The organism is Streptomyces sp. NPDC005374 (assembly GCF_042872225.1).
Classification (GTDB): Bacteria; Actinomycetota; Actinomycetes; order Streptomycetales; family Streptomycetaceae; genus Streptomyces.
On the sequence record NZ_JBIAKA010000028.1, the window covers coordinates 31,044 to 54,678 of the forward strand.

Consider the following 23,635-nt stretch of genomic DNA (forward strand, 5'->3'; position numbering starts at 1 on the left):
TCTGTCACCTTCTGACGGCGGCCGAGCCGCCTGCCATGAGTGCCTCGACCTCGGCGAGCGAGGCCATGGACACGTCGCCCGGGGTGGTCATGGTGAGGGCGCCGTGCGCGGTGCCGTAGGCCAGAGCGCGGCTCAGTCCGGCGGTGTCGAGGTCCGCCATGGGTACGGCACGGCCCGCCGGTCCGTCCTCGTCACCGCCGAGGGTCAGCAGTGCGTAGATCAGGCCGGCCGCGAAGCCGTCGCCCGAGCCGATGCGGTCCAGGACGTGCAGGCCGGGCAGTTCCGGGCCGCGGACGAAGCCGGTACGGGGCGACCAGGCGGCCGAGGACCAGTCGTTGACGCCTGCCGAGGGCACGTCCCGCAGGGTCGTCGCGAGCACCTCGGCCTGGGGCAGGAGGCCTGCCACTTCTACGAGGGCGTCCCGCACCTCGTCGGCCGCGACGCGTACCGCCCCTGGGTACGGCCCTGCCAGACCCAGGGCTCCCACCACGACGTCGGCGTGGCGGGCGAGCCGCAGGTCGACCTCGCGGGCGGCGTCGGCGCCGCCCCTGCCGGCCCAGAGACTGGGGCGGTAGTTGGGATCGTAGGAGACCCTGACACCGTGCCGTCGAGCGGCCGCCATGGCCTCGTCCGCGACGTCCACGGTGGTGTCCGACAGACCGGCGAAGACGCCGCCGGTGTGGAACCAGCGCGGCCCCGTCGAGCAGCCTGCGGAGAAGACCGCGTCCCAGTCGACGTCCCCCTTGCGCAGCTGCGAGACGGCGGTGTTCGCGCGGTCGCTGACACCGAGCGCGCCGCGGATGCCGTAGCCGCGTTCGACGAAGTTGAGGCCGTTGCGGGCGGTGCGGCCGATGCCGTCGTCGGGCACCCAGCGGATGAGGGAGGTGTCGACGCCGCCCTGGAGGATCAGGTCCTCGACCAGCCGCCCCACCTGGTTGTCGGCGAGGGCGGTCACGACGGCCGTACGCAGGCCGAAGCAGCGCCGCAGTCCGCGGACGACGTTGTACTCGCCGCCGCCTTCCCAGACCTGGAAGGTGCGGGCGGTGCGGATCCTGCCCTCGCCCGGGTCGAAGCGGAGCATCACCTCGCCGAGGGCCACCACGTCGTTCACGTCGCGCTCCTGTGCACGGCCTCGGCGGTCAGTCGGCGGATCTCGCCGTATTCGCCGCGCTCCAGGTGGGCGGGGGTGGCCATCCAGCTGCCGCCGACGGCGAGGACCGCCGGGACGGTGAGGTAGGCGGGCAGGCGCGGAGCGTCGATGCCGCCCGTCGGCACGAACCGTGCCTGGGGGAAGGGGGCCGCGAGGGCGCGCAGCATCGGGATGCCGCCGAGGGGTTCGGCGGGGAAGAGCTTGACGGTGTCGAGGCCGGACCGCAGGGCGCGCATCAGTTCGGTCGCGGAGGCGATGCCGGGCACCACGGGCACGCCCAGCTCACGGCACTTGGCGACGACGTCCTCGTCGAAGCCGGGTGAGACGACGAAACGGGCCCCGGCCGCCACGGCACGCTCCGCCTGCTCGGGGGTGAGGACCGTACCGGCGCCGACGGTCAGCCCTCCGTGGGCGGCCATCGTCTTGAGCACCTGCTCGGCGTCGGGGGTGCGGAAGGTGACCTCGGCGCACCGGGCGCCGCCCGCCGCGAGCGCGTCGGCCAGCGGGCCGGCGGTCGCGGCGGAGGGCACGGTCAGCACCGGCAGGAGGCGGGCGCCGTCCAGCACGGCGGCCAAGTCGGTGTCACTCATCGGCCGAGCCATCCGCCGTCGACGGGCAGGACGACGCCGTGGACGTAGGCGGCGGCGTCCGAGGCGAGGAAGACGGTGGCGCCCGCGAGGTCGTCGGCGCTGCCCCAGCGGGCGGCCGGGATGCGGTCCAGGATGGCCTTGCTGCGTACGGGGTCGTCCTGGAGGGCCTGGGTGTTGTCGGTGGCGATGTAGCCGGGGGCGATGGCGTTGACGTTGACGCCGTGCGGTGCCCACTCGTTGGCCAGGGCCTTGGTCAGTCCGGCGATGCCGTGCTTGGCGGCGGTGTAGCCGGGGACGGTGATGCCGCCCTGGAAACTGAGCAGCGACGCCGTGAAGACGATCTTTCCGTGGCCGCGGGCCACCATCGACGCGCCGACCGCGCGGGACAGGGCGAACTGGGCATTGAGGTTGACCTGGAGCACCAACTCCCAGTCCTCGTCCGTGTGTTCGGCGGCCGGGGCGCGGCGGATGGTGCCCGCGTTGTTGACGAGGATGTCCACCGGGCGTTCCCGTCCGGCCAGGTCGGTGCCCAGGGCGCGGACCGCTTCGGGGTCGGCGAAGTCGGTGCGGATCGCCTCGAAGGTGCGGCCCGCGGCCAGGACGTCCTTCTCCACCTCGCTGCCGGTCTTCTCCAGCTGGGCGCTGATGCCGATGACGTCCGCGCCGGCCTCGGCGAGGGCGCGGGCCATGGCACGGCCGATGCCGCGCCGGGCCCCGGTGACGACGGCGAGTCTGCCGGTCAGGTCGAAGGCGTTCACTGGGCGGCTCCCTGGGAGTCGTCGGTGCAGTCCACGAGGATCTTCATCACGTCGCCGCCGCCCTCCAGGGCCTCGAACGCGTCGGGCGCCTGTGCCATGGGGACGACCTTGCTGATCAGCTGCTGGGCCGGAACGGTGCCGTCGGCCACCAGGGTCACCGCCTTCTCGAAGTCGGTGCGGTCATACAACCGGGCCCCGACGAGGGTGAGTTCGCGCCAGAAGAAGCGGTGCAGGTTCACCTCGCGGGGCCGGGGGTGGATGGCCACAAGGCACAGCCGCCCGCGCACACCGAGCACGTCGACCGCGGTGTCCACTCCGCCTTGCGCGCTGGATACCTCGAAGGCGACGTCCGCACCGGCGTCGCCGGTCCACTCACGGACCAGTTCGGGCAGGTCGTCGGCGGCCGGGTCCCAGGTCGTCAGCCCCAACTTCTCGGCGAGCCGCCGCCGGTGAGAGCTCAGCTCCACGACCCGGACCTCGGCTCCGGCGGCGCGGGCGACCAGGGCGATGAGGATGCCGACGGGACCGCCGCCGACCACGACGGCCTTCTCGTCCGCGTGGACCTGGGCCCGGCCGACGTCGTGGACCGCGACCGCGGTGGGCTCCACGAGGGCCGCGTGGTCGAGCGGGAGGGAGCCGGGCAGCCGTACGAGGGTCGTGGCGGGCACGGTCCAGCGCTGCTGCATCGCGCCGGGGGAGTCGATGCCGATGAAATCGAGGTGCTGGCAGATGTGCTGGTGGCCGGCACGGCAGGCCGGGCAGGTGTCGTCCCAGCGCAGCGGCATCACGGTGACCGCGTCACCGGGCGCCCAGCCCTCCACTCCCGCACCCACCCGCACGATCCGGCCGGACATCTCGTGGCCGAGGACGGCGGGCGCGGCGACCCGGGCGTCCATGTCGCCGTGGAAGATGTGCAGATCGGTGCCGCAGATACCGACGTAGGCGGGGGCGATCTCCACCTGGCCGGGGCCGGGGGGCGGGTTCTCGGCGGGCGCGGTGTCCAGGGTGCGGGCGGCGAGGTAGCGGACGGCGAGTGTCATCTCAGGTTCCCTTCGGCGCGGACGCCGATCGTGAGCAGCAGGTTGGCGTAGGTGCGGATGTCGGCGGTGACGACGACGAGGGCGAGGTCGGGCGAGCGGGCGGCGTCGTAGAACGCGAAGCGGTCGAGCGTCTCGATGGGGACGGGCGCCAGCATCGAGCGGTACTCGGCGATGGCGGGCGGCTCCGGCTCGCCCTCGGGCGGCACCATCACGTGCGCCGACTCGACGGGCAGAGCCCGCAGCAGGACGTCGAGCACGGTGGTGACGTCCAGCAGACCCGGCGCCAGGTTGAGATGGACGGTCCTGGCGCGTGGCCCGGTGGCCGTGCTCGCCGGATAGTGGCCGTCGGCGAGCAGGACCCGGGCGCCGTGCCCGGCGCCCGCCAGGGCTTCGAGGATGCCCGGGTGCAGGAGTTCGGTCATCAGCATGCGGTGCGCTCCTTCCTTCGAGCGGGGTCGAGGCCGTAGAACGTGGTGGCGGTCTTGGCGAGGACCGCCTCGGTCTCGGCGGCGGAGCAGCCGGCCAGGAGTTCCTCGACGGTGGCGGCCCAGCGGTTCCAGCCGCCGGCGAGGACGCAGACCGGCCAGTCCGAGCCGAACATCAGCCGGTCCGGGCCGAAGGCCGCCAGCAGGACCTCCCACACCGGCCGGATGTCGTCGACGGTCCACTTCTCGTGGTCGGCCTCGGTGATCAGACCCGACACCTTGCACCGCACGTGGGGGTGCGCGGCCAGCCGTCGCACGCCCCGCTCCCAGCCGTCCAGGTCGCGTCGGGCGATGGGGGGTTTGCCGGCGTGGTCGAGGACCAGGGGAAGGCCGGGGAGGCGTTCGGCCAGGCGGATCGCCTGGGGGAACTGGTGGTCGCGGATCAGCAGGTCGTACCCGAGGCCCCGTTCGGCCACCGCCCGCAGTCCGCGCTCCACCGAAGGCCGTTGGAGCCAGGTGGCGTCGGACTCGCCCTGGACGAGGTGACGTACGGCCCATAGATACGTACCGCCGGGCCCGGCGCGCAGCGCGTCGAGTACGTCGCCGATCGCCGGGGACGTGAGGTCGGCCCAGCCGACGACCGCGCCGACGAGCGGGTCGCCCTCGGCGAGGGCGAGGAACTCGCGGGTCTCCTCGACCGACGCCACACACTGGACGAGCACCGTGCACCCCAGCCGCCGCCCCGCGATCGGCCTGGTCGCGGCCGTGCGCAGGTCGTCGGTGCCGAAGCTGCGGCTGATGGGCTCGTGTCCGGGCTCGTCGAGCCAGGACTGCGGCCGGATGTCCAGGTCCCACACGTGGTGGTGAGCGTCGACGAGGATCTTGGCGTCAGACACGGGCCGTCCACACGGGGCCGTCGGGGTAGGTGTACTCCTTGAGGGACGCGGGGTGCATCTGCGCGCTCAGCCCGGGCAGGGCGGGCGCGAGGTAGTGGCCGTCGGCGATGCGGACCGGGTCGACGAAGTGCTCGTGCAGGTGGTCGACGTACTCGATGACGCGGTCCTCGGTGGTGCCGGAGACGGCGACGTAGTCGAACATCGACAGGTGCTGCACCATCTCGCACAGGCCCACCCCTCCGGCGTGCGGACAGACCGGCACGCCGAACTTCGCGGCCAGCAGCAGGATCGCGAGGTTCTCGTTGACGCCGCCGACCCGGGCGGAGTCGATCTGCACGATGTCCACCGCGTCGGCCTGCAGGAGCTGCTTGAAGACGACCCGGTTGGCGATGTGCTCGCCGGTGGCGACCTTGATCGGGCTGACGGCCTTGCGGACGGCGGCGTGGCCGAGGATGTCGTCGGGGGAGGTGGGCTCCTCGATCCAGTACGGGTCGTAGGGGGCGAGGGCGCGCATCCAGTCGATGGCGGGCTGGACGTCCCATCTCTGGTTGGCGTCGACGGCGATGCGGATGTCCGGGCCGACCGTCTCGCGGGCGGTGCGCATGCGCCGTACGTCGTCCTCCAGGTCCGCGCCGACCTTCAGCTTGATCTGGGTGAAGCCGTCGGCGACGGCCTCGCGGGCGAGGCGGGCCAGCTTCTCGTCGGAGTAGCCGAGCCAGCCGGGGGTGGTGGTGTAGGCGGGGTAGCCGCGCTCCAGCAGACGGGCGATGCGCTCCTGGCGGCCGGGTTCGGCACGGCGCAGGATCTCCAGCGCCTCCTCGGGGGTGAGGGCGTCGCTGAGCCAGCGGAAGTCGACCTGGGCGACCAGGTCCTCGGGCGACATCTCGCCGAGGAAGCGCCACACGGGCAGGCCCGCGCGCTTGGCGGCCAAGTCCCAGGCGGCGTTGACGACGGCGCCGGTGGCCATGTGGATGGCGCCCTTCTCCGGGCCCAGCCAGCGCAGTTGGGGGTCGTGCACGAGGGAGCGGGAGAAGGCCCCGAGGTCGGAGCAGACCGCCTGGACGGACAGGCCCACCACGTGCGGGGCGAGGGCCGCGATGGCGGCGGCCTGGACATCGTTGCCGCGGCCGGTGGTGAACGCGAGGGCGTGGCCCTCCAGTCCGTCGCCGGCGTCGGTGCGCAGGACCACGTAGGCGGCGGAGTAGTCGGGCTCGGGGTTCATGGCGTCCGAGCCGTCGAGGTGTTCGGAGGTGGGGAACCGCACGTCCAGGACGTCCAGGGCGGTGATGCGGGCGGATGCGGGCAGGATGGAGGACATGGCGGCAACTCCTGTGACGGCAAGGGGGAATCGGGCCCCTTGCGACGAGCGGTGAACGCGGCGCGGGACGGGCGGCCGGCGACGGCCGCCCGGGTCAGTCCTGGACCTTGCCGCCGGTGATCCGGGAGATGGCGAGGGCGACCAGGATGATCAGGCCGTTGAGGGCGCCGATCCACTGGGCGGGGACACCGCCCAGGGTGAGCACGTTCTGGATCATGAAGAGCAGCAGGATGCCGCAGAACGCGCCGAACATGGTGCCCTTGCCGCCGTTGAGGCTGATCCCGCCGATGACGGCGGCGGCGAACACGGTGAAGATGTAGCCGTTGCCCTGCGCGGACGCCACGGAGGCCAGCCGTCCGGAGAGCAGCAGTCCGGCGACGGCGGCGAGCACGCTGCCGGTGACGATGACGATCCACAGCACCCGGTCGGTGCGGATGCCGGCCGCCTTCGCCGCGTCGACGTTGCCGCCGATGGCGTACAGCGAGCGGCCGAAGCTGGTCCAGCCGAGCACCACGATCGCGACGGCGAACAGGGCCAGGCAGATCCAGATGGAGGCGGGCATCCCGAACCACTGCGCGGTGCCGGGGTAGAGCATCGACTGCGGCAGCTGGAAGAACGTCTGGCCGCCGGAGATGCCGGTGAGGATGCCGCGCAGCACGATCAGCATGCCGAGGGTGACGATGAAGCCGTTGAGGCCGAAGCGGATGATCAGCAGTGAGTTGATCACGCCGACGAGCGCGCCCACGGCCAGGGTGACGGGGATCGCCCAGCCACCGGAGAGCAGGCCGAGTCCGTGTCCGGCGCCGGCCGGGACGACCAGCCAGGCCGCGACACCGGGCGCGAGGCCCATGGTGGACTCCAGCGACAGGTCCATCTTCTTGACGATCAGGATCATCGTCTGGGCGAGGACCAGCAGGGCCATCTCGGACATGGTCTGCAGGACGTTGATGAGGTTGTCCGTCTGCAGGAAGACCGGGTTGACGATCTGGCCGACGATCGCGATGACGACGATCGCGGGCACGAGGGCGAGGTCGCGCAGCCGGGCCAGGGGGATCCGGCCGCCGAGCAGCGCGGTGCGCCGCTGCTTCGGTTCCGCGGCCTTGGCGGCTGTGTCCGCGAGGACGGTTTCAGGCATTGAGGTCCACTCCTTCCATCGCGGCCACGAGGTCGTGGTCGTGCCAGCCGCGGGCTATCTCGGTCGTGACCCGGCCCTGGAACATCACCAGGATCCGGTCGCACATCCGCAGGTCGTCGAGTTCGTCGGAGGCGATGAGCACTCCGGTGCCGGTCCGGGCGGTCTCCTCGACCTTGCCGAGGAGGAACTCCTTGGAGCGCACGTCCACGCCCGCGGTCGGGTTGATCAGGACCAGCAGCCGCGGGTCGTCGGCCAGGGCGCGGGCCATGACGACCTTCTGCTGGTTGCCTCCGGACAGGGAGGAGACGGGCAGCTCGGGGCCCGGCGTCTTGATCGCCAGCTTCTCGATCATGTTGTCGGCGAGCCGGTCGCGTCGGTCACGGCTGAGGAGGCCGTTCCTGCCGAGCCGGTGGGGCACGGACAGGGTGGCGTTGTCGGCGATCGACATGTCGGGCACGAAGCCCTGGTGGTGCCGGTCCTGGGGGACGAACCCGGCGCCGGACGCGAGCGCGGCGGGCACGCTGCCCGGCCGGGGCCGCCGCCCGGCGATCTCCACCTCGCCGGTGGCGGCCGCCCACAGCCCTACGACGGTCTCGGCGACCTCGGTGCGTCCGCTGGCGGCGGCACCGGCGAGGCCGACGATCTCGCCGGCGCCCACCTGGAAGGTGACGTCCTCGTATGTGCCGTCCCTGCCCAGATCCCGCACGGACAGCGCCGGGGCGGCGGCGGGGTCGAGGGTGCTCGAGCGCGCCTGCTGCCGGTCGGCGGCCGCCTCGCCGGTCATGGCGGCGACCAGCTCGGTGCGGGGGAGGTCCGCGACGGGGGCGGTGACGATGTGCCGGGCGTCGCGGAACACCGTCACCATGTCGCAGATCTCGTAGACCTCCTGCAGGTGGTGACTGATGAACAGGAAGGTCACGCCCTGGCGTTGCAGTTCGCGGATGCGGTCGAAGAGCCGGTTGATCGCCGCCGCGTCGAGCTGTGCGGTGGGCTCGTCGAGGATGATGAACCGGGCCCCGAAGGACAGCGCCCGGGCGATCTCGACGAACTGCCGCTGCTCGACGCTGAGTTCGCCGGCCGGGGACTGCGGGTCGACGTCCACCGACCAGGTCGACAGCAGCTCCTGGGCCCGGCGGCGTACGCCGGTCCAGCTGATCAGCCGGTTGGAGCCGTGGTGGTGACGGTTCAGGAAGAGGTTCTCGGCGACGGTCAGCGTGGGGATGATCGTCGACTTCTGGTAGACGCAGGCCACGCGCCGGCGCCAGGCGTCGCGGTCGCTGAGCCGGGGGGCGGGGCCGCCGCCGAAGGTGACCGTGCCCTCGTCGGGGGCGTGCAGGCCGGTCAGGACGGAGACCAGGGTCGACTTGCCGGCTCCGTTGCGGCCGACGAGCGCGTGGGTCTCGCCGGGCCGGATGGTGATCCGGGCGCCGTTCAGGGCCACGGTCGGACCGAATCGTTTGACTATGCCCGTCGCCTCGACGACGGGCGGGGTCGCGGGGGCCCGTCCGTCGTCCGCCGGGGCGGGCGCGGGGGTGACTGCTCGCTCCCCGTCGCTCATTTCAACCGCCTTGTAGTGGTGAGCCGTTGGATGCCTGAGAGGGCAGGTCAGCCGAGGTTGTTGCCCCACAGGGAGGTGTCGTCGCTCTTGACGCTGGGCACGCCGCCGTAGGTGCCGCCGTCGACGGTGACCAGGGGAGCGGAGAGCTGGTCCTCCAGCAGTCCGTCGCGGACCTGGATGATGGTGCTGTCGTGGTCGGTCTTTCCGGGCTTGAAGGTCTTTCCGTCGATCGCGGCCTTGAGGTAGTACAGGGCGTACTTGGCGTACAGGTCCGCGGGCTGGGAGACGGTGGCGTCGATGTGGCCGGCGGCGATGTCCTTGAGCTCCTCGGGGATGCCGTCGTTGGACACGACGAAGACGTGCTTCTTGTTCTTGGGGTCGACCAACAGGCCCTTCTGCTTGAGGACTTGGAGGGTGCCGGCCAGGGCGAAGCTGGACTGCATGTAGACGCCCTTGATGTCCGGGTTGGCGGTCAGGTCGGTCTGGAGCTTCTGTGCGGCGACCGCGCCGTCCCAGTTGGTGGCCTCGCCGAACACCTTGATGCCGGGGTAGTTCTTCTTCATGCAGTCGTTGAACGCCTCGGTGCGGTCACGGCCGTTGATGGAGTCGAGGCCGCCCTGGAGCATCACGACCTTGCCCTTGCCGCCGAGCTTGGTGCCGAGGTACTGGCAGGCCTTCTCGCCGTAGGCGCGGTTGTCGGCGCGCACCACCATGAAGACCTTGCCGGTGTCGGGGCGGGTGTCGACGGTGACGACCGGGATCTTCTTCGCCTCCAGCTGGGCCAGGGTGGGCGCGATGGCGGCGGTGTCCTGCGGGGCCATCGCGATGCCCTTGACGCCCTGGCTGATGAACGTCTGCGCGTTGGCGGTGAGCTTGGCGACGTCGTTCTGGGAGTTCGTGGTCTTCAGGTCGAGCCCCAGCTCCTTGGCCGACTGGGGCGTGTACTTGATGTACGAGTTCCAGAAGTCGGTGTCGGACCGCGGGTAGTCGACGCCCACGAGCGGCTTGCCGCTCGACGAAGCGGTGGTGCCGGAGCCGCTGCTGCAGGCGCTGAGCAGCGTCAGTGCGCAGACGACGGAGGCGGTGGAGCCGAGTGCGGTTCTGAGTCTCATGGGTACTTCCTCGCGCTGGTCCCGGAGCGGGGTTGTTACGCCGATGCGACGAATGTGTGTCGCCGACGGAGAGATGGGATGTTTATAGAGCGAGGGAAACGAGGTTGTCTAGTGGGTGCGGCAAAAGTGCTGGAGATGGGCCCCCTGGGTAGTAGATCCATCCCATCAATGATGTCTACTCGTGATGGGCTGCGGCTTGCCTGCGGCCTGCCCGTGTGGTGGTGCACCCTTCGCCGGGCCCCTAGACATTCCATGTTTGCCGCTACAGCAATGCGCTAATAGGGCCTATATCGGATCAAAAGCTTCTGCGGATATGAGTTTTCATCCCTGCACGCCCGTTGACATCAGTGCGTCACATGGTCGAACTTCATGCGTAACCTCCGACGCTCCAGAACCGTCGGCGTCCCGCGTCTCCCCCCGTCCCCTTGCCCCTACCTCAGGGATGTCCTCATGTCGCGTTCGCTCAACAGACGCCAGCTCCTGTCCGCCGCCACCTGTGTGGCGGCGGCAGCCATAGCAGGCGGTGGCCTCGGCGCCGGCGTCGCTCAGGCGGCACCGAGCACCTACACGCCCGACTGGAACTCGGTCGACCAGCACCCGCCGGCTCCGGAGTGGTTCCAGGACGCGAAGTTCGGGATCTACTTCCACTGGGGCGTCTTCAGCGTTCCCGCCTTCGGCAACGAGTGGTATCCGCGGTCCATGTATCACGCCGGCGACAGCGTGAACCAGCACCACATCGCGACCTACGGCCAGCCCTCGGCATGGCCGTACCACAACTTCATCAACGGGGCGAAGGACCTGGCGGGCAACTTCGTGCAGTTCGCGCCGAAGCTGAAGTCGGCCGGCGGGAACTTCGACCCCAACGAGTGGGCGCAGCTGTTCGTCGACGCGGGTGCGAAGTTCGCCGGCCCGGTCGCCGAGCACCACGACGGCTTCTCCATGTGGAACAGCCAGGTCAACGAGTGGAACTCGGTCGCCAAGGGTCCGAAACTCAACCTGCTGCAGCTGTTCACCACGGCGATCCGGGGCAAGGGCCTCAAACTGCTGGTCGCCATGCACCACGCGTACCACTACAACGGCTTCTACGAGTTCGCCCCCGCCCAGACCGACCCCAGCCTCAAGAAGCTCTACGGCCAGCTCGGTGCGGCCGCGGAGAACCAGCTCTGGTACGACAAGCTCAAGGAGGTCGTCGACCTCGCGCAACCGGACATCCTGTGGCAGGACTTCAAACTGGACGCGGTCGACGAGACGCAGCGCCTGAACTTCCTGTCCTACTACTACAACCAGGCCAACGCCTGGGGCCGTGAGGTCGTCGCCACCTACAAGGACGGGTTCAACGGCAACGGCGAGGTCTTCGACTACGAGCGCGGCGGGCCCGGCGACCTCACCAGCCCGTACTGGCTGACCGACGACAGCATCTCCAGCTCCAGCTGGTGCTACACGCAGGGCATCGGCTACTACAGCAGCCAGCAGATGCTGCACTCGTTCCTCGACCGGGTCAGCAAGAACGGCAACGTGCTGCTGAACATCGCGCCGATGGCCGACGGCACCATCCCCCAGGCGCAGAAGGACATCCTTCTCGGCATGGGCGACTACCTGAAGCGCTTCGGCGAGTCGGTGTACTCGACCCGCGCCTGGACCGTGTACGGCGAAGGCCCGACGAAGATGGGCGGCGGCGCCTTCACCACTCCGACGGCCGGCACCGCGCAGGACATCCGCTTCACCCGCAACAAGGCGGGCAACGTCCTGTACGCCACCGTCCTGGGCTGGCCCGGCAGCTCGGTGACGATCAAGACGCTCAGCTCGGACCGCGTCAACCTCTCCTCGCTGACCTCGGTGAAGCTGCTCGGCTCCACGGCCGGCACCTACATCGACCTGCCCGCGCCCACGCAGACCTCCTCCGGTCTCACGGTCACCCTGCCGTCCTCGGCGCCCTACACCGCGGGCGCCTACGTCCTGAAGCTGGCCTTCTCCGGCGCCATCCCGACCCTGCTGCCGCTGGCCGGCGCCGCCGCCTTCACGGACGTCAACTACACCGGCGGCTCGGCCCCGTTGCCCGTCGGCGACTACACCGCGGCCGACCTGAGCGCGGCCGGACTGGGCACCCGCACCATCTCCAGCCTGCGCCCCGCCCCCGGCTACCAGGTGATCGGCTACTCCGGCGACAACTTCACCGGCACCGCCTGGACCTTCACCGCCGACAACCCCGACCTCAGGGTCACCGGCAACAACGACCAGATCACCTCGCTCAGGGTCCAGTTCAACCCGTCGAGGTACTTCCGGATCACCAACGTCACCGACGGCCTCGCCCTGGACAGCGGCGGCAACGTCGCCTCCGGATCCAACCTCAAGCAGTGGAGCTGGGACTCCAGCAACAACCTCCAGTGGCAGGCGGTGGACGTGGGCGGCGGCTACTACAAGCTGGTCAACCGCACCAACGGCATGGTCGCCGACGGCTGGGGCAGCACCGCCGACGGCTCCCCGGCCCAGCAGGCGCCGTGGAACGGCGGCTCCAACCAGCAGTGGAAGATCACACCCCGGGGCGGCAACAGCTACACGATCGCCAACCGCACCACCGGCCTGGCCCTCGACGGCGGCGGCAACGTCGCTTCGGGCTCCGTCACCAAGCAGTGGACCAACGGCAGCAGCACCAACCTGCAGTGGACCTTCACCGCCCTGTGAGTCCCGCTCCGCCCTGACCAACGGCCGCGGCGGGCGCCCTCTCGGGCCTGCCCGCCGCCTTCACCACCCCCCCCACATCAGAGCCACCCGACCGGGAGTACACCCATGTCATCAGAGAGAAGACTGTCCCGTCGTACCCTGCTGGGCGCCGCGGGCGCCGCTGTGGCCGCGACAGCGCTGCCCGTGGTCCCCGCTTTGTCGCCCCTGTTGCCGGAGGCAGCCGCCGCGGATCCCCAGACCAATCTGGAGAAGCTGGTGAACATGCGCTTCGGCATGTTCAACCACTTCAACATGGGCACGTTCACCAACGAGGAATGGGCCGCCCCGAACCAGAACCCCGCTCTGTTCGCGCCCACGGCCGTGGACTGCGCCCAGTGGGCCGATGCCGCCGCGGCGGCGAAGATGAGCTACGGCATCCTGACGACCAAGCACCATGACGGCTTCGCCCTGTGGCCGAGCGCCTTCGGCACCCAGAACGTCGCGAACAGCTCCTACCAGCACGACGTGGTGCAGGCGTACTGCGACGCATTCCGGGCCAAGGGACTGAAGGTCGGACTCTACTACTCGATATGGGACCGCACCTTCGGCGTCGAGGCGTGGGAGAGCCGGCACCAGGTGTCCGGGCTCGACACCACGGATGCCATCCAGCCCGGCGACATGACCTTCATCCTCGGCCAGATCACCGAACTGCTGACCAACTACGGCACTATCGACCTCTTCATCACCGACGGCTACGCGTGGCAGATGGGCCAGCAGGCCGTCTCCTACCAGCGGATCCGCGAGCATGTGAAGTCGCTCCAGCCGGACATCGTCATGATCGACCACGGTGCGCTGTCAGTGCCGTTCCTCGGTGACGCGATCTATTTCGAGGAGCCGCTGGGCGTCAGTGCGCCCGCCGGAAACACCTACGCCGCCACGCAGGGGCAGACGATCAGCAACGGTTGGTTCTGGCATCCGGCCACGCCGACCACCGACCCCATGAGCAAGGCATCGATCCTGTCGCATCTGGCCGACCTGGAGCCGAAGTACACCTCGTTCATCCTCAACTGCCCGCCCAACCGTGACGGCAGGCTGGACACCAACATCGTCAACCGGCTCGCCGAAGTCGGGGCGGCCTGGAGCCCGAACACCTCCCGCCCGCCACTGCCGACGCAGATACTGCGCGCCGAGCACCCCGTCACACCGGTCAGCGCCTACGCGACCGCATTCCACACCGGCGAGGGACCCCTCAACGCCATCGACGGACTGAGCGACAGGAACTACGAGACCTGCTGGTCCACTTGGGGCCTGTCCCCGGCCCTGCCCCACTCGATCACGGTCGACCTGGGCGGGGTGTGGAGCAACGTCTCCACCCTGGAGTACCTGCCCAAGCAGTGGAACCGCAGCAACACCACTGACGGCGACATCACCTCTTACACCATCTCCACCAGCACCGACGGCACGAACTTCACCCAGGTCGCCACCGGAACCTGGGCTGGCGACGCCGCCACCAAGGTGGCCGAATGGCCCGCCCGGAACGTGGGCTTCGTACGGCTCCAGGCCAACGCTGCCACTGGCGGCTACGCCAACATCGGCGGTCTCCACATCGGTGGCCGGACCGCCAAGCCGGCTCTGGTGTCAAGGGTCCTTCCGGGGGACGGCACGGTCTACCGCATCGTCAACCGCCAGAGCGGCAAGGTCGTCGATGTGTTCAACTTCGGCACCGCCAACGGCACCAACATCCAGCAGTGGCCGTGGCTGAACAACACCGCGCAGAAGTGGACCTTCGCCTCCACCGGCGACGGCTACTACGAGATCAAGAACGTGAACAGCGGCAAGCTGATGGAGGTGGCCGGACTCTCGCGGGTGGACGGCGGCAACGTGGCCATCTGGTCGGACTCCAACGTCCCCCAGCAGCACTGGACCGTCACGCCCACCGGTGACGGCCACTACTTCCTCATCAACCGCTACAGCGGGCTCTGCCTCGCCGTCGACGAGGGCAGTACCGCCGACGGAGCCAACATCGAGCAGCAGCCGTACGCGTCACTGACACAGCAGCAATGGCAGATCATCCCTTCCTGACCCCGCCCTCCGTCGCCGCTCTTCCTCAACGGCCTGCTGTTGAGGAAGAGCGGCGAGGGACTGTCAAACGACGAGTGGCCCTGTCTCACATTCGGTGGTGACGGAGAGTTGTCAGGGTTGTTGACCTTCATGTGATGGGTGTCAGCGAGCTTGTGCAGACGGTGTTTTCGGGTCTGTCCCCGCTGGTCATGGAGCATGTGGTCGGCGAGGGTGAGCGGATCGTGGTGCGGGCCCGGACGTCGCTGGACACCGCGGTCTGCCCGGTGAGCCGGGTGGTGGTCCGTGGGCGGGTGCGGCGTCTGGTGTGTCCCACGCGCGGCTGCCGCCACACCTTCCGCGAACAGGTGCCAGGGGTGCTGGAGCGATACCAGCGCGCACCGCTCGTCTGACCAGGCAGGTCAAGGCCGTGGTCGAGGAGTTGGCGGGCCGGGCGGGACCACGTTTGCCGGCGATACTCGCGGTGGGCCTGTCCCGTCACACGGCCCTGCGCACCCTGCTGCGCATCCCGTTGCCCACCGGGCGGGTGCCCCGCGTGATCGGCGTCGACGACTTCGCCCTGCGCCGGCGGCACCGCTATGCCACCAGTTTAGAGGTCGTTTTCTCCCGTTGTTTCATCCTGTGATGCGTAGTTGCTCCGGTGATGTCGGGTCGCGCCAGGAGATGGTGGCTTCGCCGGTGAGGCGGCGGGCCATCCGATCGGTCATCGCCAGGTGGATCATGGCTTCCGACCGGTGCGGGTGGGTTTCGTAGTCGCGGACCAGGCGGCGGTGCAGCATCAGCCAGCCGTAGGTCCGCTGCACGGCCCAGCGTTTCGGGATCGGGGTGAACCCCCTGGTTCCGGGGGTGCGTTGGACGATTTCGAGATCGATGCCGAGGGTGGCGGCTTGCTCGAGCAGGGCGCGACCAGCGCTGGAGTCCTGGACGCCGGCGGCGGTGACCAGCACCGCGAGCAGCAGGCCGAGGGTGTCGGTGATGATGCTGCGCTTGCGGCCCGCGATTTTCTTGCCCGCATCGATGCCCTGCGTCCTGGCGGGGACAGAGGTGGAGGTCTTGACGCTCTGGGCGTCGATCACGCAGGCCGAGGGGTGGCGGTGCTTGCCCTGCTGCTGGCGCACCAACTCCCTTAACAGGCCGTTGGGCTGGGCGAAGATGCCGTCGGTCTGCCACTTGGCGAAGTAGCCGTAGACCGTCTGGTGGGGCGGGAAGTCGTGCGGGAGGTAGGCCCACTGGCAGCCGGTGCGGTCCACGTACAGGATCGCGTTCATGATCTCGCGCAGATCGTGCCGAGGCGGCCGGCCGAAGTCCAGGGCCCGGCCCCGGCGCTCGAAGCGCCAGGCGGACAGCACCGGCTCGATCAACTCCCAGCGGGCATCGGACAGATCACTCGGATACGCGCGCCGTTCCGTCATGACCTGGACATACCGCCGATCGGGGGCGTGCACCCTGCCCTGCGGAAGCACGGAACAGACAGGGGCGTCCAGGGATGAGGCAGGCGCAAGCCAACACCGCCCCAGCCCGTCACACCATCTGCACCGACAAGCACGACCGGCTCAGCACCCCAACAGCACCAGATCACCGCCCCTCACAAACACGGATCTACCAGCGCACTGCAGACGAAAACGACGAGGTGACGCCACCGTCTGCGGTGTCCGTACCGTCCCCACCAGGCTGACATCCTGCCACCGCCGGCGCCGTCGAGGCCGCGACGACCGCCATCGCCGAACCGCGCATTCCGTTGCCGTACCGGATGCTGTTCCCTCGAGTCCGAGTTGGACGGAGCGCGGCTCCTTGTCGCCCCTGCTGCATCGTGACGGCTGGGTCGCAGAGTGAAGGAGGCCCGGTGAAGACCTGTGGCTGTGTCGTGGTGGTGTTCCTGGTGCCGCTCTTCGCGTCGGCGTTGCAGCCGACTGAGGAGCATCGCGTTCCGCACGGCTGGTAGCGCGGGAATCATTTGCAGGAAGGGGGGCGTCGCACGTCCGGGCGCGCAAGGAGCGAAGGCCGGGGAGGCGGGAGGCGGGAGCGGGACAGGCCGCGATAGCGGTACGCCGAGGTGTTGGCGGACCTGGTCGAGGACGGGTACGACCGGATGGTCCGCCACGCTCCTCCACCTACGCGTCCCGGTCACGTCGTCGACCGGTGGGCCGTCGATCGTTTCGACCGCTCGGCGTCGTCCACGAACCTGGCCAAGAAGCGGGTCGGCCACCGGCTGGACCGGATGGGGACGGCCGCTCATCCCAAGCACGCGGCCGGCTGCTGTCCGCGGGCACATCGCCGCGGTGGGGCAGGAGACCATGGCCTTCCTGCCCCACCGCCCACAGCTCTGCGTAGGGTCACCCTGTCACTGGATCGTCCAGGCCTGGTTGGACTGGTTCAGAGGCATGAACTGGTCGATGGTGGCTCCGTTCGCGGTCGAGCTGTTGCTCACCTCCAGGATCTGCTTGCTCTCGAAGTTGCGGATCAGGTATCCGCCAGTGGTCGGCTCGAAGTACCACAGCTGGTTGTTGCTGCCGTTGTAGGTGCTCTGCTGCAGCGCGGTGCTCCTCCAGTGGCTGGCCCAGCCGAAGTCGAGGACCTTGCCGCTGTTCCTGTTCACGATCTTGTTGAGCTGCCCGCTGACCGGAACGATGTTCCACTGCTGGTTGGCTGACCCGGCGTTCGGCCACTGGATGACGCTCGCGCCGTCGGCGGTGGACGCGCCGTTGACGTCCATCACCAGGCCGCTGTTGACGTTCTTGATCGAGTAGTAGGTCGACGGGTTGGTGTTGGGCGTGCCGGTCGCGTCCTCCAGGGCCCCGCCCGCCCGCTGCACGGAGAAGTCCGTGATGTAGAAGTAGGCCCCGTCGGTCTTGGCGACGCGGACGTAGCGGAAGGCCTGGCGGACGTTGATGTCACCGGTGAGGGTGGCCGCGAGCGGCAGGGTGCTGGTCTGGCGTCCCACGACGGTGTACGTGGCGAAGGACGGGTCGTTGGACGCCCGGACCTCGAAGTTGCCCCGGGTCGAGGACTGATCCATGTCCTGGCGCGTGGTCAGGGAGAACTGTCCGAGTTGGTAGGCCTGCCCCAGGTCGACCTGCCACCACGCCGAGGTGTCGCTGCCGGTCGGCGACCAGCCGGTCGTCCCGTTGTTGTCGACGGCGCTGGAGGGCGGGGTGTTCGAACCGAAGACCGACGACGCGGACGCCGACTTGTTGTAGGCGAGGTTGAGCTTCGCCGCCAGCCCCTGGTAGGCGGACTCGAGACCGGAGGCCTTGATGACCGAGTCGCCGGACGTCGTGTTGTTGGTGAGGGTGACGTTGGAGCCGTTGGCGTTCTGGTTGACGAGACCGTCTGTCTGCGACAGCACGTTGTTCGAGAGGGTCATGTTGTTCGACCCCTCGTCCGTGTAGAGGCCGGCGACGGCATTGCCACAGGCGGTCGGCGTTCTCACCACGTCGTGGACGTAGTTGCCGTTGATGACGGTGCCCGGGTCGTTGGAGAGGTGGTAGATGGCGGCCGAGTCGCACAGCCGGTTCATCACGTTGCCGAGCCGGTTGTAGCTGATGCTGTTGTTGCCTTCGGCGTTGGCCGCCGACTGCCAGCCCCAGCCCAGCGAGATCCCGGCCCACGGAGTGTCGGAGATGTCGTTGTGGTCGATGGTGGTGCTGTTGACGAAGCCCGCGTCGATGCCCGCGGTTCCGAGGTAGTCCTCACCGATCTGGGTGATCAGGTTGTTCTTCACCGTGACGTTCTTGACCACCTCCCGGGCGTCCTCACCTGCCGGTGAGGTGGGCGGGTTGTAGACGGTGTGCATCTCCACGGTCGGGTCGGAGAACTTGCCGACCATGATCCCGTTGCCGGCGATGTCGTAGATGAGGTTCCCGGTCACGGTGCTGTCGTGGACACCGTGGGACAGGTCGAGGGCGGTGGCCCCCATCTGCGTGAAGGTGTTCCCGGTGAAGGAGACGCGGTCGGCGTCCGCCGCCTGGACGCCGGCCGGCGGGCGGCCCACGTACTGGTGGTTGGAGGTGTCGGCGGAGATGTTGTAGTTGCCGCCCTGGCCGTTGAGGTAGCCGTTGTCGGTCGCTTCCATCCAGGTGGTCCCGGTGAAGGTGATCCCGGAGAAGCGCAGGTCATGGACGGGGCTGTCGAGGCTGGTGCCCTTGATGTCGAAGAGCGTCTTGATCGTGGGCGCCTGCACGGAGGCGGTGGACATGTCCTCGCCGGGGCGGGGCTTGTAGTAGACGGTCTGCGCGGCCGTGTCGACGTAGAACTCGCCCGGTTCGTTGAGGAACTCATGGGCGTTCTCGAAGTGCAGGGGGGAGCCGTCGGAGAGCTGGGGCCAGGGACGCGGGAAGAGGATGCCCGCCTCGTGGTCCTGGATCGACACGTTCGCGATGCCGCCCGCGGAGGTGAACGACTTCAGCCGCAGGTAGTTCTCGCCCCACTGCGTCTCCAGCATCATCTCGACCTGGTTGAGGTTGCTCCAGTTGGAGATCTGCGAGCTGAGCACCTTCAGCAGCTTGTTGGGCTTGTCGCTGCCCTGGAGTTGGAAGTCCGTGCCGACGTCGGGGAAGCGGGCCCGGGTGGCGCGGACCCCGTTCACGTAGAGCTGCCGGAAGTTGAGGCTGCCCACGGACGCCTTGTACTCGCCGTTGGTCGACGCGGTCCACCCGGTGATTGCCTTGCCACCGGTGATGACGGGCGTCTCCCCGTTGTAGGCCTGGTAGGTGACCGTGTGGCCGTTCGAGCCCGAGTCGCTGGTGCCGAAGGTGATGGGGGCGGTGAGGGAGTAGGTGCCGCCGCGCAGGTTCACGGCGATGTCGTCGCTCATGTTCGCGTTGACGGCGCGGACCGCGGCCTGGGCGGCCTGTACGGTCTTGAACGCTGTGGCAGTGCTGGTTCCCGAATTGCTGTCGCTGCCGTTGGCCGGGTCGACGTAGAAGTTCATCGTCGCCGCGTAGGCAGGTTGGGCGGGCAGTACGGCTGCGAAGACGACAGCCGCTGCGGCGAGTGCCGTCGCTGCCCCCGCTCCTCTGCGTAGGGGTCTCATCTGTTGTGTGTCCCTCCTCGGAACCCCCGCTACTTATGAGTGCTATTTATCGGGGTCGGATGGTGTCCTGGTCAGGTGATAGGCATACTTATTTTTCTCGGGCGTAACATCGTCGACATGGAGAATCATCGTTTTCGCCCTGTGATGACTTGATCTGTCCAGATGAGGGAGCGGTCATGGGCTGCGAGTGACCTTGGCGATTACCTGCTGCTGTGGCCCAGTAGACGGCCTGTCTCAGAAAATGAGTAGTACTTATATGGGAATCTGCCATCGGTGATCACCGGTCGCGAAGGTGCTGGGCACGTTGAGGTGGTCGGTGGCCTCTTGTCCGAGCCTCTGTGGCACGCGACGACATCCAAGTGCTCCCGAGAGACCGACCAGTACGGCCCATGAGCCTCGTGATGGTGTTCGCTCACGGACGGACGCAAACGCAGGAAGACGGTGGCGGGGGAGGCGTACGAGCCGCGGTCAAACTGCATACCGACGTGTGGGTGGAAGAAGCAGGTGCCGGGGCTGCAGTTGGAGAACAACTGGGAGAACCTGTCCAACGCCGCCACGAACTCCACGCAGAACCAGACCAGCCCGAACTGTCCTATCGGCAACGGCGGTTCACGACGATGCAGGCGACCGACGCCCAGCTGGCCGTGGCGCTGAGGAAGTAGAGCGCGCCTCACCCAGCGGGGGTCCCGCGCCGACCGGGGCGCGGGGCCCTGTCTTCGAGGACGGTGTGTCGCGCCCGGCCCGGACCATCCGGAAACAGGGCCGTCCAGCCCGACCCTCCGATCAGGGATGTCAGGGCCAGGTGCCCGAAGTGGCGCCCCGCCGGCTCCAGCACGGAGCGGCCCGAGAGAAGCGGAGTAGACCAGCGGGGCGCACCTCGGTCTGCGCGGAGCCCTGAGCGGAGGACGATCCGCCCGCCGAGGCCGCTGTCCCGTCCGCGGAGGACCAGGGACTGCGGCTTCGACAGGCGGCGACCCCGGGGAGGCTCGCCTCCGGTGTGCCCCGGCATCTGCACCCGGTTCATCCAGAGACCAGAGCGGTCCACTTCTGGTTGGAGCCGTTGTTGCAGTCCCACAGCTGGAGTTGTGTGCCGTCGGCCGTGGAGGAGCCGGGAACATCGAGGCAGCGGCCGGAGGCGGGGTTGCGGTAGCCGCCGTTGTAGACCTGCCAGACCTGGTTGGAGCCGCCGTGGCACGTCCACAGCTGGACCTTGGTGCCGTTGGCGGTGGCCCCACCGACAGTGTCGAGGCATTTGCCCATGGAGCGCAGGGTGCCGTCAGTGTAGGAGGACCAGTACTGGTTGGCGCTGTCTCCACAGCTCCATGTCTGGACGACGGTCCCGTCGGCGGTGCCCGCCCCGCTGACGTCCAGGCACTTGCCGGCGACGCCGGACTGTACGTGTGCGGGGGCCGGGGCGGGGTTCCTCAGCCACCCGGCGTTGTCCGCGGCCTGAACGCCGCGGTGGAAGGCGTCGGCCATCTTCTGGTAACCGGCGTCGTTGGGATGCAGGGGATCGGCCAGATCGGCTGTGGTCAGGCTGCTCATGTCGACGTACGCGACATGCTTGCCCGCCGCTTGGGCGTCACTGACGATGCGGGGGACGGCCTGGTTGTACGCGCCCCGGAACTGTTCCTCCGAGGTGCTGGTGGACACGACGAGTGAGGCGACGAGCACGGTCGCGTCGGGAACGGCGGCGGTGATCTGGCTGACCAGGGACTTCAGCCGTGCGATGGCGGTGTCGACCTCGGAGGCCCCCTGGAGGTCGTTGGTACCGATGTGCAGCATCACGGCGTTGGGCCGGTAGCGGGTCAACGAGGCGTCCGCGAGGGCGGCGATCTGGTCGATGCGGTATCCGGAGTGACCCTCGTTGTCGGGGTCGGACATCGTCCCGCCTCGCAACGTACCGACGAAGTCCAGAGGATGGCCGTCCGCCGCCAGCTGGCTCCACAACGGACTCCGGTAGCCGTTGCCCGTACTGCTCCCCACGCCCCACGTGATCGAGTCGCCCAACGGCATGACTCGCAAAGGCGTGTTGGGGGCGGCGGAGGCGGGGGTCACACCTGACACCGTCGCCCCGAGCGCGGCGGCGACAAGGGCGACGAGTAACATCCGGGGCTTTACCATGCAGCGTCCTCTTCTACGAGTGAATGCCGAACACGGTCGACGTGCGGCAGGGCTTCCTGGAGGTGGTCGGCGCAGGTCGGATGAGGGGCTTCTCCCGCTCGTCCCACACGCGGACCGCCCGTCCACGCGTGGGACCGACCGCCCCTCGCGCCCGTTCACCGCGATGGGGGTCAGCGCTGCAGGGTGAGCAGGCCCGGCCGGTACGGCAGTTGAATGTAGGGGGTGCCCGACGGGGTGTTGGGGGACAGGCCCTGGTAGAGCAGTTGCAGGTTGCACGGGTCGATGGTCATGGTCTGGTCGGGGTTGTTGCGGACCAGGTCACCGTGGCTGATGTCGTTGGTCCAGGTGGCACCGCTGTTGGCCTTGCCCGCGAAGGGGTTGCTCTCGGTGGCGGCCTGCGGGGTCCACGGGCCGTTCAGGCTGGAGGCCGTGAACGAGCGGAAGAACCGCTGTTCACTCGCGCCGCGAGCTTCGACGATCATGAGGTACTGGTTCTGGTCCTGCACCTTGTAGACCTGCGGCGCCTCGAACAGGTTCTTCACCGTGTCGGTCATGACCGTCGTGTACGACGAGCCGAAGCTGGCCGGGAAGTTCCCGATCGGCATGGCCGACCTGTAGATCTTGCCGTTGTCACCGGCGAAGAACAGGTACATGTTCTGGCCGTCGGCGATCAGGGTCGGGTCGATCGCGCTGCCGTCGGGGACGCTGCCGGTGAACAGAGGTTGTGCCGCGGACCAGCCGTTGGGGTTGGTGGGATCACTCGACGTGCGGTAGACGAACGGCCATTGGGTGCCCCACCCGTTGGATGTCAGCACCCAGATGTTCTTGGGCGCGAAGTAGAACAGGGTGGGAGCCACCGCGCCCTGGCTCATCAGGGTCTGGCCGGCCGAGGCCATGTCCGACCAGTTCGTGAAGGGGCTGAACGCCATCGACTTCCACGACGACCCGTCCGAGACGGTCGCGTAGACGAGGTGCCTGCCGTTGTAGGTCACGGTGGTGAAGTCCTTCAGGGCGGCCCACCCGTTCGCCGGCTGCGCCAGCGGGCCGGTCGAGGTCCACCGGTAGGCCGACGGAAGGGCGCACGCGGCACCCGGCTGCGCGGACAGGCCGGTCCACTTCTGGTTGGCCGCGCCGTTGCAGTCCCAGAGTTGCACGGCCGTACCGTTGGCCGTGGCGCCACCCGACACGTCCAGGCACAGTCCGGACTCCACGGCGACGATCGTGCCGTCGGAGTCGACCCGCCACTGCTGGTTGGTGCCGCCGCTGCATGACCAGATCACCGGCCGAGTGCCGGCCGTGGTGGCGTGGCCCGGAACGTCGAGGCACTTGTTGCCGTACACGGTCAGCTGATTGTTGTCCGTGAGGGTCCACTGCTGGTTGGTCCCGCCCCAGCAGTCGTAGATCTGCAGGTTCGTGCCGTCGGTCTGAGCGGCTCCCGGCACGTCGAGGCACCGGCCGGAGCCGACGCCGCGCACAGTGCCGGTGGTGGCTGCCTGCGCCGGAACGGCCACCAGTAATGCCGCTACAGCGGTGAGGGCCGCGAGCACCACGGACAGATGCCTGCGGCCTGGTGTGCGTCTGAGCATGGAGTCCTCTTTCCAGAGTGCGGGATTCCGGTCCGGCCCGTCCGAACTGGCGGGGCCGGTGGTGCGGTGCAGTCGAGACGTGTTCGGGATATCGAACAATGATCGAAGTGTCGCGCAAGTGGCAGACGGAGTACGGGAAGATCTACTTCAGGTGTGGAAGCGCGGTCGGGC

General features: G+C 68.9%; 16 protein-coding genes and 1 pseudogene. 3 read left to right on the plus strand and 14 right to left on the minus strand.

The window, feature by feature from the left end; translation table 11 throughout:
* Window positions 1-4 precede the first annotated feature (4 nt).
* The 10 genes from ACFYRX_RS44155 to ACFYRX_RS44200 form a co-directional block, all read right to left on the minus strand.
* Window positions 5-1,111, minus strand: coding sequence for a PfkB family carbohydrate kinase (locus tag ACFYRX_RS44155; protein WP_389112745.1), 1,107 nt, complete (start codon window positions 1,109-1,111; stop codon window positions 5-7).
* Window positions 1,108-1,740, minus strand: coding sequence for a bifunctional 4-hydroxy-2-oxoglutarate aldolase/2-dehydro-3-deoxy-phosphogluconate aldolase (locus ACFYRX_RS44160; RefSeq protein ID WP_389112746.1), 633 nt, complete (start codon window positions 1,738-1,740; stop codon window positions 1,108-1,110). The genes ACFYRX_RS44155 and ACFYRX_RS44160 overlap by 4 nt, the downstream gene beginning before the upstream one ends.
* On the minus strand, window positions 1,737-2,498 hold the full coding sequence (locus ACFYRX_RS44165) for an SDR family oxidoreductase (protein WP_389112747.1): 762 nt from the start codon (window positions 2,496-2,498) through the stop codon (window positions 1,737-1,739). The genes ACFYRX_RS44160 and ACFYRX_RS44165 overlap by 4 nt, the downstream gene beginning before the upstream one ends.
* Window positions 2,495-3,538, minus strand: coding sequence for a zinc-binding dehydrogenase (locus ACFYRX_RS44170; protein WP_389112748.1), 1,044 nt, complete (start codon window positions 3,536-3,538; stop codon window positions 2,495-2,497). The genes ACFYRX_RS44165 and ACFYRX_RS44170 overlap by 4 nt, the downstream gene beginning before the upstream one ends.
* Window positions 3,535-3,966 (minus strand): RbsD/FucU domain-containing protein, encoded by a 432-nt coding sequence (locus tag ACFYRX_RS44175; protein WP_389112749.1) that lies wholly within the window; start codon window positions 3,964-3,966, stop codon window positions 3,535-3,537. The genes ACFYRX_RS44170 and ACFYRX_RS44175 overlap by 4 nt, the downstream gene beginning before the upstream one ends.
* Window positions 3,960-4,859, minus strand: a complete 900-nt coding sequence (locus tag ACFYRX_RS44180) for an amidohydrolase family protein (RefSeq protein WP_389112751.1) — start codon at window positions 4,857-4,859, stop codon at window positions 3,960-3,962. Before ACFYRX_RS44180 ends, ACFYRX_RS44175 begins: the two co-directional genes overlap by 7 nt.
* Entirely contained in the window at window positions 4,852-6,177 is a 1,326-nt protein-coding gene (locus ACFYRX_RS44185) for an L-fuconate dehydratase (RefSeq protein ID WP_389112753.1), read from the minus strand. Before ACFYRX_RS44185 ends, ACFYRX_RS44180 begins: the two co-directional genes overlap by 8 nt.
* A gap of 94 nt (window positions 6,178-6,271) precedes the next feature.
* Complete coding sequence (locus tag ACFYRX_RS44190; RefSeq protein WP_020122228.1) at window positions 6,272-7,312, minus strand: ABC transporter permease; 1,041 nt, start codon at window positions 7,310-7,312, stop codon at window positions 6,272-6,274.
* Complete coding sequence (locus tag ACFYRX_RS44195; protein WP_389112756.1) at window positions 7,305-8,870, minus strand: sugar ABC transporter ATP-binding protein; 1,566 nt, start codon at window positions 8,868-8,870, stop codon at window positions 7,305-7,307. Before ACFYRX_RS44195 ends, ACFYRX_RS44190 begins: the two co-directional genes overlap by 8 nt.
* A gap of 47 nt (window positions 8,871-8,917) precedes the next feature.
* Entirely contained in the window at window positions 8,918-9,982 is a 1,065-nt protein-coding gene (locus tag ACFYRX_RS44200; protein WP_389112758.1) for a sugar ABC transporter substrate-binding protein, read from the minus strand.
* A 450-nt stretch (window positions 9,983-10,432) separates the two neighbouring features.
* On the opposite strand from ACFYRX_RS44200, the gene ACFYRX_RS44205 reads away from it, so the two are divergent.
* The 3 genes and pseudogenes from ACFYRX_RS44205 to ACFYRX_RS44215 all read left to right on the plus strand — a co-directional run.
* On the plus strand, window positions 10,433-12,664 hold the full coding sequence (locus ACFYRX_RS44205; protein WP_389112760.1) for an alpha-L-fucosidase: 2,232 nt from the start codon (window positions 10,433-10,435) through the stop codon (window positions 12,662-12,664).
* A gap of 105 nt (window positions 12,665-12,769) precedes the next feature.
* Entirely contained in the window at window positions 12,770-14,725 is a 1,956-nt protein-coding gene (locus ACFYRX_RS44210) for an RICIN domain-containing protein (RefSeq protein ID WP_389112761.1), read from the plus strand.
* A gap of 134 nt (window positions 14,726-14,859) precedes the next feature.
* Window positions 14,860-15,308, plus strand: a pseudogene (locus tag ACFYRX_RS44215) (ISL3 family transposase); the annotation flags it as partial.
* A gap of 28 nt (window positions 15,309-15,336) precedes the next feature.
* On the opposite strand, the gene ACFYRX_RS44220 reads toward ACFYRX_RS44215, so the two are convergent.
* From ACFYRX_RS44220 to ACFYRX_RS44235, 4 genes are all read right to left on the minus strand, one after another.
* Window positions 15,337-16,134 carry an IS5 family transposase gene (locus tag ACFYRX_RS44220; RefSeq protein WP_389112763.1) on the minus strand — a complete coding sequence of 266 codons (798 nt, stop codon included), beginning with the start codon at window positions 16,132-16,134 and terminating at the stop codon, window positions 15,337-15,339.
* Window positions 16,135-17,063: 929 nt separating this feature from the next.
* Window positions 17,064-19,754 carry an RICIN domain-containing protein gene (locus ACFYRX_RS44225; RefSeq protein ID WP_389112764.1) on the minus strand — a complete coding sequence of 897 codons (2,691 nt, stop codon included), beginning with the start codon at window positions 19,752-19,754 and terminating at the stop codon, window positions 17,064-17,066.
* A gap of 1,020 nt (window positions 19,755-20,774) precedes the next feature.
* A complete protein-coding gene (locus ACFYRX_RS44230) occupies window positions 20,775-21,770 on the minus strand; it encodes a ricin-type beta-trefoil lectin domain protein (protein WP_389112843.1) in 996 nt (331 codons plus the stop codon).
* A 278-nt stretch (window positions 21,771-22,048) separates the two neighbouring features.
* Entirely contained in the window at window positions 22,049-23,464 is a 1,416-nt protein-coding gene (locus tag ACFYRX_RS44235) for a non-reducing end alpha-L-arabinofuranosidase family hydrolase (RefSeq protein ID WP_389112765.1), read from the minus strand.
* Window positions 23,465-23,635: the final 171 nt, after the last annotated feature.